Source organism: Vibrio sp. SG41-7, from assembly GCF_014164465.1.
Classification (GTDB): domain Bacteria; phylum Pseudomonadota; class Gammaproteobacteria; order Enterobacterales; family Vibrionaceae; genus Vibrio; species Vibrio splendidus.
Map to the genome: position 1 here is coordinate 41,899 of NZ_JACJFF010000004.1, position 17,440 is coordinate 59,338.

General features: G+C 43.3%; 13 protein-coding genes. 6 read left to right on the top strand and 7 right to left on the bottom strand.

What is annotated here, in order from left to right; genetic code table 11:
- Window positions 1–179: 179 nt before the first annotated feature.
- The 3 genes from H5300_RS01830 to apbC all read right to left on the bottom strand — a co-directional run bounded on the left by H5300_RS01830 (window position 180) and on the right by apbC (window position 4,389).
- A complete protein-coding gene (locus tag H5300_RS01830; protein ID WP_102442259.1) occupies window positions 180–2,306 on the bottom strand; it encodes an AsmA family protein in 2,127 nt (708 codons plus the stop codon).
- Window positions 2,307–2,412: 106 nt separating this feature from the next.
- Window positions 2,413–3,054 carry a uridine kinase gene (gene udk / locus H5300_RS01835; protein WP_004734002.1) on the bottom strand — a complete coding sequence of 214 codons (642 nt, stop codon included), beginning with the start codon at window positions 3,052–3,054 and terminating at the stop codon, window positions 2,413–2,415.
- 258 nt (window positions 3,055–3,312) lie between these two features.
- Entirely contained in the window at window positions 3,313–4,389 is a 1,077-nt protein-coding gene (gene apbC, locus H5300_RS01840) for an iron-sulfur cluster carrier protein ApbC (RefSeq protein ID WP_017084022.1), read from the bottom strand.
- Between the two features lie 158 nt (window positions 4,390–4,547).
- Here apbC and metG point away from each other — a divergent pair, with 158 nt between their 5' ends.
- Both metG and H5300_RS01850 read left to right on the top strand, forming a co-directional pair.
- Entirely contained in the window at window positions 4,548–6,608 is a 2,061-nt protein-coding gene (metG, locus tag H5300_RS01845) for a methionine--tRNA ligase (protein WP_017084023.1), read from the top strand.
- A gap of 221 nt (window positions 6,609–6,829) precedes the next feature.
- Window positions 6,830–7,309: a DUF1456 family protein gene (locus tag H5300_RS01850; protein WP_012603556.1), complete on the top strand. Its 480-nt coding sequence runs from the start codon at window positions 6,830–6,832 to the stop codon at window positions 7,307–7,309.
- 142 nt (window positions 7,310–7,451) lie between these two features.
- Here the strand turns inward: H5300_RS01850 and fadR are convergent, their stop codons facing one another.
- Window positions 7,452–8,291 carry a fatty acid metabolism transcriptional regulator FadR gene (gene fadR, locus H5300_RS01855; RefSeq protein ID WP_017084025.1) on the bottom strand — a complete coding sequence of 280 codons (840 nt, stop codon included), beginning with the start codon at window positions 8,289–8,291 and terminating at the stop codon, window positions 7,452–7,454.
- A 639-nt stretch (window positions 8,292–8,930) separates the two neighbouring features.
- Between fadR and nhaB the strand changes: the two genes are divergently transcribed.
- Both nhaB and dsbB read left to right on the top strand, forming a co-directional pair.
- On the top strand, window positions 8,931–10,523 hold the full coding sequence (gene nhaB / locus H5300_RS01860; RefSeq protein ID WP_004734008.1) for a Na(+)/H(+) antiporter NhaB: 1,593 nt from the start codon (window positions 8,931–8,933) through the stop codon (window positions 10,521–10,523).
- A 146-nt stretch (window positions 10,524–10,669) separates the two neighbouring features.
- Complete coding sequence (dsbB, locus tag H5300_RS01865) at window positions 10,670–11,179, top strand: disulfide bond formation protein DsbB (protein WP_032545975.1); 510 nt, start codon at window positions 10,670–10,672, stop codon at window positions 11,177–11,179.
- A 123-nt stretch (window positions 11,180–11,302) separates the two neighbouring features.
- Here dsbB and H5300_RS01870 read toward each other — a convergent pair whose 3' ends face one another.
- Window positions 11,303–11,923, bottom strand: coding sequence for a YecA family protein (locus H5300_RS01870; RefSeq protein ID WP_017078113.1), 621 nt, complete (start codon window positions 11,921–11,923; stop codon window positions 11,303–11,305).
- A gap of 211 nt (window positions 11,924–12,134) precedes the next feature.
- On the opposite strand from H5300_RS01870, the gene H5300_RS01875 reads away from it, so the two are divergent.
- The gene (locus tag H5300_RS01875; protein WP_182795302.1) at window positions 12,135–12,689 is read left to right on the top strand and encodes a prepilin-type N-terminal cleavage/methylation domain-containing protein; all 555 of its coding nucleotides are present in this window, start codon (window positions 12,135–12,137) and stop codon (window positions 12,687–12,689) included.
- A gap of 71 nt (window positions 12,690–12,760) precedes the next feature.
- Entirely contained in the window at window positions 12,761–13,717 is a 957-nt protein-coding gene (gene dusC, locus H5300_RS01880; RefSeq protein ID WP_017084026.1) for a tRNA dihydrouridine(16) synthase DusC, read from the top strand.
- Window positions 13,718–13,758: 41 nt separating this feature from the next.
- Here dusC and H5300_RS01885 read toward each other — a convergent pair whose 3' ends face one another.
- The gene (locus H5300_RS01885; RefSeq protein WP_108194233.1) at window positions 13,759–15,225 is read right to left on the bottom strand and encodes a GGDEF domain-containing protein; all 1,467 of its coding nucleotides are present in this window, start codon (window positions 15,223–15,225) and stop codon (window positions 13,759–13,761) included.
- A 189-nt stretch (window positions 15,226–15,414) separates the two neighbouring features.
- Entirely contained in the window at window positions 15,415–17,283 is a 1,869-nt protein-coding gene (gene malZ / locus H5300_RS01890) for a maltodextrin glucosidase (RefSeq protein WP_182795303.1), read from the bottom strand.
- Window positions 17,284–17,440: the final 157 nt, after the last annotated feature.

Here is a 17,440-nt window from a genome sequence, read left to right on the forward strand (position 1 = left end):
CCCTTCAGTGTTACTCCTCTTAATAAAGGACGAGCACCGATCGTCATTCCCTAGAACGAGGAACGAGTCTCATAGGGAATCTCTTTGCTTACTAAGCCCGGATAATAATCAGCATCCAAAAAAAAGCGCTATTCCTACAGTAGGAATGGCGCTTCTTTTATATGCGAGTTAGGCAAAGATTAGTTAAAGAAACCTTTCAATAAACCATCAACCGCTTCTTTGGTCTTCTCGTCTTTGATCTTATCCGTTAGCTTATTCACGCCACGGTCGATCTCTTTTTGTGCTTTTTGCTTCAACACATCATCAAAAACAAGCGCAAATTTCGGGTCAGCCCATTGGCCTGTTACCTTAATTGGGATGGTCACATCTTTCAGGTCATCAATGTTCTTACCGCCCTGACCTTCAAGCGAACCAACAATCGATGTACGTACAAGGAAGTCGACCGTTTCATTAATGAAGTTTGCTTTACCTTGACCTGTCACGCGTAGCAGTGGTGACTGTGCCGATAAGTCGTTCGTTGAAACCCAACCTTTGTCGACCTTCAGTGTCGCTTTCATTGCACTGAAGTCCGTTTTTTGAGCTTCATTTGTGCTTTCAACTTTTTCGCCTTTGATCTTAGCGTAGTTTTCTCGAATCAGTTGAGCAACGTTGATGCCATTAACAGCACCATCTTCAAAGTTAATCACGATAGTACCGACTAGGTTCTTCTTGATTCCTGTTGGCGTCAGGCTCTTACCTTTAACGTTAACATCGATATTACCCGTGCCTTCCAGCATGTCGTTATTCGCTACATCAACCAGTAACGGTTGAACCTTCACGCCTCTAATTTTCTTCTTAGCCGTGTAAGTCGCTGGTGTTTTACGAGCGTCTAGCTTAGCGGTCGCAGAAATAGAACCTTGGTAAAGATTCGATGTGAATGAGGTTAGCTCTGCGATACCACGGTTAACCGAAAATGCCGTTTTAACATTCTGCATCTTCGCGTTGTTCGCCTTGAACTTATCAATCGTGATGTCACCTTTCACGTCTAACGTTTTCAGAGCCGACAGATCAGGTTCCACTTCTTTAGCAGGAGCTGAACTACCAGAGTTTGACGTTGAGCCACCAGCAGAACCAGAAGGAGCTGTGCTCGCTGTTTCTGTTGTATTGCCTAAGCCTAAGAACTCGTCCAAATCGATATTCGGGCTATGAAGAGAGAAACGAACCTTTGGTATTTCAGATAGGGTTACGTCTGCTTTACCGTCTAAAGCAATAGCGTTAGCTTGTAGCTTCTCTAACACAAAGCTCAGGTGGCTCTTATTAAGATCGAAGCTTAAATCAGACAGCATGTCGACTTTCATTGGAGACTGAGGAAGCGTGTCGCCTTTGAATGTTGAGTCTAACGTTAATTTGTTCAGCGTTACTTTTGAAATCGCGCTATCGACGGTAAGTTCACCGCCACCTTTAAGATCAAGGTCAAGGCCAGCCGCATTACCGATTACAGCGTAAGTCAGTTGGTTTACCTTATCGAACTCAAACGTATTCAAACCAATTTTTGCTGACTCAATCGACGTTGCTGGATCATTAAACTTAGCGTTTAGGTCAATATTACGCAGTGCGTAACTTGCGAAGCCTTCCGCTAATTTGAATTCAGCACTGCCGTTTGCAGAGAACTTCTGTTGATTGTTTTCACCAGAAGCCGCAAACGTCGCGGTTGTCCATGTATCAACGGCAAACTCAGAAAGATTCAAAGACACATCGTATAGCTTAGTGAATGAACCTGCTTGCTTGTCGTCCATCTCAAACAATGCATTTGAAACAGTGACGCCTGCAAGGTTGATCGTCCAACCAGATGCATCTGTAGCACTTTGCTCTTGAGGCGCAGGTGTTGATTCAGAACTTGCGTCGGCTACAGGCTCAGACTCTTGAGGAGCTGATGCTTGCGTTAGCACGTCGATATTCTTACGACCATCTTTAAGCGTTTCTAAATAGAATTCTGCACCATCTAGAGTGATGTTGCCAATCTCTAGTTGGTTGCTAAATAGCGGGGTAACCGAAACATCAACGCCAACGGTATCAACCTTAAACAGGTTTGGTTGGGTGAACCCTTCAGGGTTACGTAATTCAGTTTGACCAAGTTCAAAGCCAATAGATGGGAAGAATTGCCAGCTGATATCGCCCTCGATCACGAGCTCTAGGCCTGTGTGTTTTTGGGCTTGTTCGACAATTAATGGCTTAAATTGGTTAGGGTTCACTAACAGCACTAGTGCCAGAATTGCTGCAACGACAACAAACACTGGTACAGCTATGAAAATGAGTAGTTTCTTCATCCGCATATTCCTTGCTTAGATTCCAAAAGAAAGTGGCACTATAAAAGTGCCACTGATTCGGTAAAAAATAAAGCTAAGTGAGTCACTTAGGCAAAATTTTATTCGATTAAGACTTCAACAACTTCGCAATGTGCGCTTTTAGCACGTCAATCGCAATACGGTTTTTACCACCACGAGGAACGATGATGTCTGCATGTTGTTTTGAAGGCTCGATAAACTGCATAAACATTGGACGTACTGTTTCTTGATATTGCTTAAGAACCGTGTCCATTGTACGACCACGTTCTTCTACATCACGTTTAACACGGCGTAGTAGACAAATATCTAACGGTGTATCCATAAACACGCTTGCGTGCATTAGTTTACGAAGACGCGGGTCTGTTAGAAGCAGAATACCTTCTAAAATGATCACTTTCTTAGGTGTAAGTGTAGTCGTTTCAGAAGTACGTGTGTGTTCTGTGTAGCTGTATTCAGGAACTTCTACCGCATTGCCACTCATTAGCTGCTGTAGGTGTTCACATAATAGATCATGATCCAGTGCATTTGGGTGATCGTAGTTAGTTTTAACACGCTCTTCCATACTCAAGTGGCTTTGGTCGCTGTAGTAGCAATCTTCCGTGATAACACCAATTTGATGGTCGCCTACTTTCTCGCGCAACTCATTATAAATTGTACTAGCAATCAGACTTTTTCCTGATGCTGAAGCGCCAGCGATACCTACGATGACACATTGATTATTATCAGACATTAATTTTGCACCCGATATGGTTTGGTGGTGGGAAGAGATAAACCGCCTGATTATAGGGGCTAAACAACATAGATTCTAGTCGCCATTCTAGCTAATTGCAGTCAAATTGATGTTATCTATACATTAAATGAATACAATCGTTTGCTTTAGAATAACTGGCGTACAACTATTTGCACAAACCCAACGGCTCTTTAGCCAAATACAAAAGCTATTTATCTCACCCAAACATTATTTATACTGCCTTAAGACTTATCTACTCTAATCAACCATAGAAAAGTTGATCGCTTCCGGTCGAGCTTTTCCCGTCCAGAACATTTTCGCAGCCACATTTTCAGCCAATTCTAGGTAAAGACGAGTGTGTTCGCTGTCCGGGCGACGTATAACCGTTGGGCAACCCGCGTCGATGTCTTCTCGTACATCAATATGCAGTGGAATTTGCGCCAAAATATCGAGGAAGAACTCTTCCGACATGGCTTCTGCACCACCAGCACCGAAGATATGCTCTTTTTCGCCACAATGACTACAAATATGGTAGCTCATGTTTTCCACTAAGCCTGCAACTGGCACGCTCACTTTATCGAACATCGCTACACCTTTACGTGCATCGGCTAAAGCCAAGTCTTGAGGAGTCGTCACGACTACCGCGCCCGTTACTGGGATCTGCTGTGAAAGCGTTAGCTGAATATCACCTGTGCCCGGTGGCATGTCGATAACAAGATAATCCAACTCTGGCCATACGGTTTCGTTAACAAGCTGACCTAAAGCCTTCGCTGCCATAGGTCCACGCCAGATTGCAGCATCATCTTTCGACACAAGATAGCCAATAGAATGAGTAAAAATGCCATGCGCCTCGATTGGCATCATCCATTTGTTGTTCTGCACTTCTGGCTTGGCATCCAGTTGACCGAGCATCATAGGCACAGATGGACCATAAATATCCGCATCCAACAAGCCCACTTTTGAACCTGACTTAGATAACGCAAGCGCAAGGTTTACCGAAGTTGTCGATTTACCCACCCCACCCTTTGCCGACGTCACGGCGATAATGTTCTTAACGCCCTTCAAAGGTGTCGCGACTGTAGTTTCTAGCGCAGACGGCTTCACTTTTACTTCAAACTGAAAAGCGCTGACAAGCTGTTGTTCAATCTGGGAGTGGATCCACTGTTCCAATTCAACCGCGAGCTGATTCGCTGCAAAAGGCAAGGTAATGACAAATGACCCACGAGGATCAACCGATACAATATTTTGGTGTAGCGCCCACTCTGGGATGAGGATTGGTGACTCGAACTCATTCAACCATGAACAGAAATCTTGCTTAGAAGTAAAGTTACGCATTGGGGCTCCTTTTTTTATTTATGCTATCACCCACGAGATGAAGACTGAACCCCTAAAAAACTAGGGGAATCCTTTGTCTGATACCTTGGCGTATCACACGTTATAAAGTAGTATTACCTCTCAAAATTTATACCTATCAAAAAAGCGAATTATTAAGTATGGCAACTGATCCAAGACAACTTTTGGTAACTTGTGCGCTTCCGTACGCTAACGGCTCTATTCACCTTGGCCATATGCTTGAGCATATCCAAGCTGATATCTGGGTTCGATACCAGCGTCTGCGTGGCAACACTGTAAACTTCATCTGTGCTGACGATGCTCACGGCACGCCAATTATGCTTAAAGCTCAACAGATGGGTATCACGCCAGAAGAGATGATCGCTGCTGTTAGTGAAGAGCACCAAAAAGACTTCGCTGGCTTTGATATCAGCTTTGATAACTACCACAGCACACATAGCGAAGAGAACCGCGAACTGGCTTCTCACATCTATCTAGAACTTAAAAAGAACGGCTTCATTTCTAGCCGTACTATTTCTCAGCTTTTCGATCCTGAGAAAGAGATGTTCCTACCAGACCGCTTCGTAAAAGGTACTTGCCCTAAGTGTAAGTCAGAAGACCAGTATGGTGATAACTGTGATAACTGTGGTGAGACATACAGCCCAACTGAGCTAATTAACCCTAAATCAGCGGTTTCTGGCGCAACTCCAGTAATGAAAGATTCTGAGCACTTCTTCTTCGACCTACCTCAGTTCGAAAGCATGCTTAAAGAGTGGACTCGTTCTGGCTCTCTACAGAATGAAACTGCAAACAAAATGCAGGAATGGTTCGAGTCTGGTCTGCAACAGTGGGATATCTCACGTGATGCACCTTACTTCGGCTTCGAAATCCCAGGCGAGAAAAACAAATTCTTCTACGTATGGCTAGACGCTCCTGTTGGCTACATGGCTTCTTTCAAGAACCTATGTGACAAGCGTGACGATCTAAACTTTGACGAATACTGGAAGAAAGACAGCACAACTGAGCTTTACCACTTCATCGGTAAAGACATCGTTTACTTCCACAGCCTATTCTGGCCTGCAATGCTAGAAGGCGCTGGTTTCCGTAAGCCAAACAACGTATTCGTACACGGCTACGTAACGGTGAACGGTGCGAAGATGTCTAAGTCGAAAGGCACATTCATCAAAGCAAGCACTTACTTAAACCACCTAGACCCTGAGTGTCTACGCTACTACTACGCTGCGAAACTAAACAGCCGTATTGATGACCTTGACCTTAACCTTGAAGACTTCACTCAACGTGTAAACGCTGACGTCGTAAACAAGATTGTTAACCTAGCGTCTCGTAACGCTGGCTTCATCACGAAACGTTTTGAAGGCAAACTTGCTGCTGAATTTGCAGAACCTGAGCTATACAACGAATTCGTTGCTGCTGCTGAGCGTATCGGTCAGCTATACGAAACTCGTGAGTTCAGCCGCGCTATCCGTGAAATTACTGCACTAGCAGATAAAGCTAACCAGTACATTGACGAAAAAGCACCTTGGGTTCTTGCGAAAGAAGAAGGCAAAGAGAAAGAGCTTCAAGAAGTTTCTTCTGTCGGTATTAACCTATTCCGAGTGCTAATGGCTTACCTGAAACCAGTTATGCCAGAGCTTGCGGCGCGCACTGAGGCTTTCCTAAACGAAGAGCTAACGTGGGAAGCGATTGCTACACCGCTAACTGATCACGAAATCACTAAGTTCAAAGCGCTGTTTAGCCGTATTGATCCGAAGAAAGTGGAAGCAATGATCGAGTCTTCTAAAGAAGATGCAGCCGCAGAAGCAGCTGCGAAAGAAAAAGCAGAAGCTGAAAAAGAGCAAGCAAGCCAAACTGAGCTAGACAAAGAGCCAATCGCAGACGAGATTGAGTTCGATGCCTTTGCAGCAGTCGATATGCGTATTGCTCGTATTATCTCATGTGAAGAAGTACCAAAAGCGAACAAACTACTGAAGTTCCAATTGGACATCGGTGGTGAGACTCGCCAAGTATTCTCTGGTATCAAGTCAGCGTACAAACCTGAAGAGCTAGAAGGCAAGCTAACTGTCATGGTAGCAAACCTTAAACCTCGCAAGATGAAGTTTGGTATGTCTGAAGGCATGATCCTAGCTGCTGGCCCTGGTGGCAGCGACCTGTGGATCCTTGAGCCACACGAAGGTGCTCAACCTGGTATGCGTGTGATGTAATTCTGGTTTCCGTCAGATAACAAGCACTCATAGCGAGATCCCTAATGCACTTTTAACTTGAATGAGTTAATAAGCATTGGGGATTTTTTATATCTACCGAAAATAAGCGTTCTCTGTTAGAGTCGCCGTCAACTATGCTATGTAGAGTAGAAATTGGTTTGTCGACGATAACGGGCTAACCAACACCTCTTTACTCTCCAAACCCTTTTTAGGAATCCCCAGTGACTAACAACGAAATCTTGCGTCGTATTCAACACGCGCTAAACCTTAAAAATGCACAGATCATTAAAGCTATCGAGCAAGCTGATGTGACCGTTGCTCATGACCAAGTGATCAACTGGCTAAAAGACGACAACGACAAGTCATGCTCTACGATGAAAGATAAAGAGTTAGCGGTATTCCTAAATGGTTTTATCAACCTTAAGCGTGGCAAAAAAGAGGGTGTTCAGCCTAAACCTGAAGTTGCTCTGACTAACAACATGATTTTCATGAAGCTGCGTATTGCGTTGAACATGAAAGCAGAAGATGTTTTAGATGTATTAGAAGTGGTAGGCATCAGCCTAAGTAAGTACGAAATTGGTGCCTACTTCCGTAAACCAGAGAACAAGAACTACAAAGTATGTGAAGACCAACTACTTTGCGATTTTCTAAATGGCGTGCAATTTACTAACCGTCCAGACTCAGAAGAGTTTGCAGGGTAAGTTACTGCCTATTGATAAGTTTTCACCAACTATCGATAAATAAAAAGCGGCGAGATAATTTGATTATCTCGCCGCTTTTTCGTTTTCTTTACGTCGTTTACTTAATAAGTAAACCAACCTAACAAGACTTTAATGAAAAGACCTAGCTGTCGTCTTCAGTAAAGTTTGTTGGTAACGTTGTTTTCATCTCGTTCCAAATCTGTGCGCTTGCGATACCGTAGTTACGAATCACAAGTGGCAAGTTTTCACGCTCACCACTTTCACAAATAACAAACAAGTCTTTGTAGAACTCCATGGCTAAACGACGAGCTTCTGGGTTAGAGAAGTAGTAGCTGCCAACACGGTCGTACAATTTACGAACACCGTTGAAGATCAGACCATAAATTTGGTTACCTGAATGGAATGCTAAACGTTGGAAAAGCATGTAATCGTAGAAGTTAAAAGTTTTAGCAACTAAGATCGTTTGACGCTTCGTTTCATCTTTTTCTGCGTCTTCTTTCACTGATTGTTTGATCTTGTCAGCGTACGGAGAAGACTCTAGGAATTCATCCCATGTCGGTGCCGCAAGTAAAGCTTCACAAGATTCAATCACGTTAGTAATCGTACGCTCAGAAGCTTCTTTATTTGCTTTAAATGCATAACGCATAAAAATAGGGCTGATATTGGTGCGTGCAGCAAGTAAGTCTTCTACCATTTTGCTTGCGTTATCAACATCCAACGTCATTAATGTATCAAGAATATGAAGACCTGACGTTTCCATAAACTGGTTAACTTTAGTTGGTTTACCGTGTTGGATTGTCAACCAACCATCACGAGCAAGACGCTGAAGTACTTCACGAAGCGTAGTACGTGTAACACCAATCAGCTCAGAAAGCTCACGCTCTGCGGGCAAGATAGAACCTGGAGCGAAACGGCCATTCCAAATACTTTCAATGATATACTTTTCTGCAAATCCTGCCGGGCTTTTAGCCTTAATGACCATCTACACTTCAATCCAATTTAATTATTCTGTTCTAATTTACTCATCATACCACTAGTTCACACCCAGCGGAAACACCCTCAAAAATTTTACTCACCCAAAACACCAATAGAGTTAAAACTCTAAAGTTCAGCACACGTTTGCACCCTAGGTTTGAAAAGCAAGCAACGATAAACCACCATTTCAACAAACTATTAACACAACAAATTTTCTTTAAAATCAATGAGATTAGTCATAATTTCAAAGTTATTAATTTGCAATATTAAGTTGTAATAATCATATATAAACCGTCGTTATTCTGTTAATTTCAATCATTTCGCTGAAATATTGATTCTAGTCGGTTTTTATCACATTTTAAGTGGTATGCTTGCGCTACTTTGATCGCGTTTCTCAACAAAAAAGAGGTATTTTTAGGGCTACAGGGGTTTTCCTGTTGACTAAATGTTATCTAAGAGTAGAGTTGCGCTCAAAAATTAGCAGTGCTTGAGTTTCTAAGGGAGTGACTTGGCAAGACCACAGAACATTACATGGAATGTAGTTTTTCTAAGTCACTGTTAGTTATAGTTTTTAACAACCTCTATAGCTCGATTCTCAAATGTTGTATTGCTTATCTATTCATAATCAACATAAAAGAGTATTAACATGCCGATGTCTCTCGGAAACGCTTTTATCAAGAACTTCCTTGGTAAGGCTCCTGATTGGTATAAACTTGCCATCATTTCCTTTTTAATCATCAACCCGTTTGTTTTCTTCCTAGTTGACCCATTTGTTGCGGGCTGGCTATTAGTGGTTGAGTTTATTTTCACTCTAGCTATGGCTCTAAAATGCTACCCTCTTCAACCGGGTGGTTTATTGGCAATTCAAGCGGTCGCCATTGGCATGACCAAACCCGAAATGGTTTATCATGAGCTACAAGCAAACCTTCCAGTTTTACTCTTATTAGTATTCATGGTTGCCGGCATCTATTTCATGAAAGAACTTCTTTTGTTCATTTTCACGAAGATCCTGCTTGGCATTCAATCCAAAGTCCTACTCTCTGTCGCTTTCTGTATCGCAGCTGCTTTCTTGTCAGCATTCTTAGATGCTCTAACAGTAATCGCCGTTGTTATTAGCGTTGCGGTTGGCTTCTACTCTATCTATCACAAAGTTGCATCAGGTAAAGGCACAACGTCAGCGCACGATCATACTCATGATGAAGAGATCTCTGAGCTTACACGTGACGATTTAGAAAACTACCGTGCTTTCCTACGTTCACTACTTATGCACGCTGGTGTGGGTACTGCACTCGGTGGTGTAATGACCATGGTAGGCGAACCGCAAAACTTAGTGATTGCTAAGCAAGCAGGCTGGGAATTCGGTGAATTTATCATCCGTATGTTGCCAGTAACATTACCTGTATTCATCTGCGGCATTATCACTTGTGCACTTGTAGAGAAATTTAAAGTATTTGGCTACGGTGCAGAACTGCCAAATAACGTTCGCCAAATCTTAGTTGAATTTGACAACAAAGAACGCGCAAACCGTACAAAACAAGACGTAGCAAAACTATGGGTTCAAAGTGCAATCGCAGTTTGGCTTATCGTAGGCCTTGCGCTTCACGTCGCTGAAGTCGGTTTGATTGGCCTTTCAGTTATCATCTTAGCAACGGCGTTTACGGGTGTAATTGAAGAGCACTCGATGGGTAAAGCCTTTGAAGAAGCGCTACCATTTACTGCACTTCTTGCTGTCTTTTTCGCTGTCGTTGCTGTAATCATTGACCAGGGACTGTTTAAGCCAGTAATCGATGCAGTACTTCACGTTGAAGATAAAGGCGCACAGCTCGCACTATTCTATGTGGCCAACGGTATCTTATCGATGGTGTCAGATAACGTGTTCGTAGGTACGGTTTACATCAACGAAGTGAAAACTGCACTGGTTGAAGGCATCATCACTCGTGACCAATTTGACCTACTTGCTGTTGCTATCAACACAGGTACTAACCTACCTTCTGTTGCTACGCCAAACGGTCAAGCTGCATTCCTATTCTTATTAACATCGGCACTTGCCCCGTTAATTAGACTGTCTTACGGCCGCATGGTTATCATGGCTTTGCCATATACTATCGTACTAGCTCTTGTTGGCCTTGCTGGTATCGTGTTCTTTGTTGAGCCTATGACCGCTTGGTTCTACGATGCAGGTTGGATCATTCAGCGTACTGGTGAGGTTGTCGCTCCAGTTATCTCTGGTGGTCACTAATCCGATTTTGTTTGGCAAGGCACAATAAGTGTGTCTAACTAATCAAAAATATTAGTTGATTAGGAAACTTATCCAAGATAAAAAGCTCTGAGTATTCAGAGCTTTTTTATTTTATAGACGGGATTAAATTCGTGAACTTTTTTGCAATGCTCAAAGACTTCTCTAAGGGACGTTTATCTTGGCTTTTACTGCTGGCTTTTATTGTCTTTTTTGAGGCATGCGCTCTCTTCTTTCAACACGTGATGATGCTTGGTCCTTGTGTTATGTGTATCTATGAGCGCGTTGCTATGCTTGCTATCGGTGTCGCTGCAATGATTGGTGCTATTGCTCCAAATAACCCGATATCACGTTGGTTAGGCCTTGCTGGTTGGGGATTTGGCGCCTACAAAGGTTTGACGTTGGCTTTAGAGCACGTCGATTACCAGTTTAATCCGTCTCCTTTCGCAACCTGTGATTTATTCGTTACTTTCCCTAGCTGGGCACCTTTAAACCAATGGGCTCCGTGGATGTTTGAGGCTTACGGTGACTGTAGCAAGGTGGTATGGCAGTTCTTAGAGCTTTCAATGCCTCAATGGCTAGTGATTATCTTTGCGGGTAACTTGGTTGCTTTCGGTTTTGTGGTTATATCTCAATTTGTAAAATCGAAAAACGATTAACACTAGATCATCCAAATTAGAACAACAAAAAAGTCGACCACAAGGTCGACTTTTTTATCGCTTAAGATTTTTATCACTTAAAGAAAGTCTGTTACTCAAGCTGATTTACTCAACAAGCCGTGATTAGCTGTTTTTGCCACAGCATTGTTTAAACTTTTTGCCGCTTTCACAAGGGCAAGGGTCGTTTCGACCGATATCTTTAAATGGGTTCACACTCTGTGACTTATTACCCAGCATCGCCTCATCAGCCGCCATTGCAACCTCTGAAATCATCAGATCTATCTGATCGATTAAATCGGCAAGCGCTGGTGGATTTTCGAGCCCGGCCGCAACCATTTGTTGCTGAGTTTGTTCTTCATCAATCCCAAGCATCAAGGTTGTTAGGAGTGCTTGCAGCATACGCAGAGTACCATCCGCGACAGTCACACTTTGCCACTGCTTTTCCACTGTTGGCCAAACCATCATGAAGCCTTCAGCGAAATCCGCGAATTGTTCGTTAAAGTCACCATCAACAAGTACGTCTGTCAGTAAGTATTCACTACGCTGAATCAGGTTGTGCTGGCGATTAATCTGTTCCGTCACGATTGTTACAAGCTCTTTACCTGTTTCAGGTGCAACGATAGCTAGCCATTCTTCTGGATCGAGTGGTTTGGTCGCTAAGTTGGAAGCAAGGATTGAACCTTCAATGAACTGTGGAGTAATGTCAGTGATTGATTCCGGTAGGCTTAATAATTGATATGTCATGAAAGCTCTGAATATTGGGGCATTTTCGATATTATAACGCCATACTCCCCAAGATGTCGCCAACCACTTTCCTCTGTTTTCCCGCCAATAACCATACGCAAACCATTGCTATTCAAATATCGTCGATATTTCACTTATTTCGCTTTGATAATCAGAATATTGGGTGTAAAACGCTCACTGAAACATTCAGTTACATATAGGCGTATTCATCATGAAATCAAGGTCCCAAGGTTTTACATTACTCGAGCTTATCGTGGTGGTCGTTATTTTAGGTGTATTAGCGGTAACCGCGGCGCCTCGTTTTCTTGGTGTTCAGCGAGACGCTCATGAAGCGTTAGCGCAAGGTGCGTTTTCAGCATTTAGAAACAGCATAGATATGTACCACTCGAAATGGCTTGTCGATGGTGAGCCTGCTTTTGATCAAGTGGTGAATTATGGTGAAGGTGATGTATATCCGTCGGAAACTGGTTTTCCAATTTCGGTTAGAGAACAACCGCCTACAGGAGATCCGCAAGTAGAAGGTGACCAATGTGTGGCACTTTGGAACTCTTTAATTGATTCTGATTTAGTCGCTCGTTCTCAATATGACACTGGCTTTATCCTTCCTTCTGAAGAAGCGATTGTTAGTTGGTATACAGGAACACCCGAGTGCTATTACTACTACACTCCGAGCTTTACAACTTCTGAACGTTTACCCATTCTCTATTATTCACCGATTACCGGAGAAGTGAGAGTAACCCGAGAAATGGCGAACACCGCTCCTTAGTGACAATCTAACTAACAAACCGTACAATCACGCCTCGAATTTTTCGGTTCACTTAGTTTCGGTAAAGCAGCATGCGAGTAATACTTGGCCCTATGGAGGGCGTACTAGACCACCTAATGCGTGAGATTCTTACAGAGATCAATGATTACGATCTCTGTGTGACAGAGTTTGTGCGCGTCGTTGATCAACTTCTTCCTCCGCATGTGTTCCACCGTATTTGCCCAGAGCTGCATCAAGGCTCTCAAACCATGGCTGGTGTGCCAATCCATCTGCAACTTCTAGGGCAACACCCGAACTGGATGGCCGAAAATGCTTTTCAAGCGGCAAACTTAGGCGCTAAAGGCATTGATCTTAATTTTGGGTGCCCAGCAAAAGCGGTAAACAAAAGTAATGGTGGGGCTTCACTGCTAAAAGAGCCAGAGCTCATCTATCAAGTGGTGAACGCCTGTCGAGAAGCAGTCCCTGCGCACATTCCCGTGTCCGCAAAAATCCGATTGGGTTGGGAGCACCCGGAAGAGTGCTTTGAAATTGTCGACGCTATCGAGCAAGCAAAAGCTGACGAACTCACTGTGCATGCAAGAACCAAAGTTGGCGGCTATAAAGCCAGTGAAATCAAATGGGATTACATCAATCAAATAAGAGAGAAAACCTCTCTGCCGTTGATTGCTAATGGGGAAATCTGGAACTACCAAGATGGTCAAGATTGCATAGAAGCCACAGGTGTTGATTCATTGATGGTCTGCCGCGGCGCTTTTAATATTCCCAATCTTGGCAACGTTGTTAAGCACAACCACCAGAAAATGCCATGGGACAAAGTAATCGCACTTTTACTCCGCTATTCCGAGTTTCAAATTAAAGGGGATAAAGGCATGTACTACCCCAATAGAGTGAAACAATGGTTTGTCTATTTAAGTAAAGGCTACCCTGAAGCGAACGAACTGTTTAAAGAAATTCGTACTTTCAAAAAAGCGCCACCCATTGTAGAGCGCCTTCAACGTTATCAAGAAGAATACCACCAACCCGTTTGAGTTAGTTCCCCCTTATCGCGATATTGAACCTCATAGCGTGGCTAAAATACGATCCGGTCTTTACCCGTCGTCTTAGCCACGTACAGTTTTTCATCGGCGTATTTAAATATCTCTTCAAAGTTAAGCTTGTTTTGCTCTGTTTCAACAATACAAACACCGCCAGATACCGTAAATCCATTAGGAACAATGTCGGCCGAGTTCGCGCAGACCGCATTTTTTACACGTTCTAGTGTCCTTATCAGCGTCTCACGATCATCGCCTTTCATATAAACGACAAACTCTTCTCCGCCAAACCGTGCTGCCACATCACTACTTCGAACACTGTTACTAATTTGACGTGACATATAACGAATCACATCATCACCTTTATCGTGACCATGAGTATCGTTAATTGACTTAAAATCGTCTATATCAAATACCGTTAAGGCAAACAGTTGATCGTGCTCTACGCTGCGCCAGAATGCTTCTAAGCCTCGTCGATTCAACAACCCGGTCATTGGGTCTTTAGCTGCTAGTTCTTTGAAGTAACCACGTTCAATATTGGAGTTAACATAAAAGAAAATCGTAACCGAGAACAGATACACGATAATAGCGACGATTAGGCTGTCTTTTTCATAAACGAAAAAGTGCTCCACTTCCTTAGCAAAATCCAACTCGTAGTACATCGCATGATGAGACGCGACCCCTTCTAGCTTAATCTCGTGATAGAACGTGGCCGTATCAATCGGGTTAGCTAAAGTCGTATCAATAATATCGATCCGACCCGCTAGGTGCTCATTAGAGCTCGCGAGTAACCTGTCAGCATCAATATCTACTGAGAGCATCCCTTGGTGCACTCCTTGATGGAACACGGGAATCGTCATACTAATAATTCGATCAAGGGAGTCAAACCGATATGCAGGGCCAGATAAAGTCAGTAGATCTGGGTTGTTAGCGGTTCTTTGCCAATATGGACGGCTTTTGATGGTCGAAAGTAATTCCTTTCCTAACTCTTTAGCAAAATCTTCCGGTGACGAAATAACGTATCCGCGTTTATCAATAAAATGCACACCATTGTGGAATTCATCAAGTTGTGAGAGAAATGAAAGAATAGGTGCTAGAGCTATTTTCTCGGAAGCACTTTTATAGGTACCGCTGGTTTCTGTACACAAAGATTCTTCACCGACCAGCATATAATCAATATCAACGGAAGGAATGTCGGTAGTTTTGCCATCGGCAAGAAGCAGGCTATCGATAGGCCAAATACGGCAAAGACCATCAACCACTTGCTTGTTGTGGTCGAGGAAAAGAGGATTACCGGATTTGTAGTAATTTGAGAAACTGTAGTCTAAGGCGGTGACAACTTTAGTGGTTCCTTTGAACACATCTTCAATACGGTTGAATTCGCTGCTGATGTCTTTTTCTACCGCGTCAAAGTGGTTCTTTCCTATTAGGCCAAGTAGCATCGCGGCGATCACTGCGGGAAACCCGAAGACAAAGGTAAGGCTAAAGTGCCTGTTTACTTTCATATAATGTGCTCTTAGCGATCAGCTGTTTTCATTTACTTCATTAATATTATTACATTAATGGACATTTTCCTCGAGGTAAAAGAGTGTAAGTTGATATGAATCAGGCCGTATCATTGAACAATCGACTCCTTTGAAAAACTAACCCTGCATTAAGCAGGGTTAGCGGATACTGTCTTAGTCAGTTTAAATTCAACGATTTACCACGTCATAAATCTTAGCTTTCATCGCTGTGACCACAAGATCAACGACACCATTAACAATTGGCTCGCCCTTCACTTTACCTTGTAAGTCAATCAACTCACCTTGTAATTCAATCAACCTCCCTTGTTCTTGCCCAAGCATCCACACAGGTAAAGACAACACTTTTTCATCTTGAGATAGGTTGAGCACAACCAGTGTCTTTTCACCCCTAAGGCAACGAGTAAACACTAACGTCTCTGCATCACAATATAACTCTAGGTAAGCACCACTTTGTAAGCTGCGGCGTTCTGTTCTTAGTTTTATCAACGCTTGATGGAAAGGGAACCAATGCGAAGTATCTTCTTTATCCCACGGGAAGCACCTGCGATTGTCTGGGTCTTGACCACCTTCTAATCCCACTTCTGTCCCATAGTACAAACATGGAGTTCCGACATAAGTAAACAGTAGCGTCAGCGCCAGTTTTTGCTTAGCTTGGTCACCATTTAGAAGCGTTAGCAGTCGAGCAGTATCATGACTGTCCAGTTGATTTAGCTGCGATAATTGATTCAACCAAGGAACTTTAGCTCTCGCTTCAGCTAACCAATCAGAAAAAGCCAACATATCAATATCAATCGGCTCATACGCGATGTCTTGCTTTGCCAATAGCGCACGAACTGGGTGAGCAAATCCATAATAGTTCATCGACCCGTCTTCTTGCTCTCCCTGTAACCATGATGTGGCCTCGAAGAAGTGCTCTCCCAAGATGTAGGCTTCGGGGTTCTCGGCTTTTGCTGCGTCACGGAATGCTTTCACATAATGTGCGTTGTTATAGGCTCCCTCCCCTTCACCTAACATATGAATCACATCGAAGCGCCAGCCATCGATGTTATAAGGTGCTTTTAACCAGTGCTTAATCACAGAGTCTTGTGACTGGTATATATGTTCTCGCACGGAAACATTGGAGAAGTTTAAGACTGGAAGTGAGCTAATATTTTTCCAACTAACATATTGCTGAGTGTTTTCGGGGTCGAAAAAATAATAGTCATGAAATGCCGAACCTGGGTTGTCATATGCACCGGAGTCAGTGGCTTTCAGTTTATCAAACCAAGGGTGCTCAACCGAAGTGTGATTAAATACCGCATCCAGAACGATTCTCATATCACGCGTGTGAATGTCTTTTGAAAGTGCAGAGAACTCATCATTGGTCCCGAAATGGGTGTCGACATTGTAGTAATCGGTTGTGTCGTATTTATGGTTGCTCGGCGACTGAAAAATGGGGTTGAGATACAACGCGGTGATGCCTAGATCTTGCAGGTAATCTAACTTGCTATGAATACCCGCTAGGTCACCACCAAAGAACTCTGCGGCGCCCGTTCCATTGTGTCCTTCGACAGGCTCGCCCCATTCTTTCACTACGACATCTAAGGTATCTTCTTTTAAGCGATACTCGCCCGCTTTGACACTGATACTCGGATTTCCGTTGCAAAATCGCTCAGGGAAGATTTGATAAAATACCTGCTCCGACACCCATGATGGTGGGCGATGTTGGGTATTAAACTTAAAGTGAAACTCACGACTCGCAACGCGGCTATGGACGCCCTTAGCATCAAGCCAATACTGTCCTTTTGAATCGACAAGCTTGAACGCATAGTGCGTAACGTTTCTGTCTGTATTCGCAGGGAAAGAGGCTTGCCACAGCGTCAACCGCCCTTCAGTGCCAACTTGCACCATGTCGAGTAGATACTCTTCGTTATCTGGCTCATGCCTCAACTGAACCTTATTCCAGTCAGTGCGTTCAGACACTAATGTTACGGTTAGCACACCCTCTTTTTCGCGGAAGTAATCGGAGGTTTGAGCATGAAAGATAAAAGGTTTCATAGCGGTTCTCGAGCAATATTTAATTTGCTTAAGATATGAAAAATTTCTTTGACCACAACGAGAAAAATAACATCAGTCAAAGTAGATCACGCTTTGTAGATCCACTTTGTTTACAGTAAGTCGATTTCTCTCAAAATGATCAAATGAATCGACCATT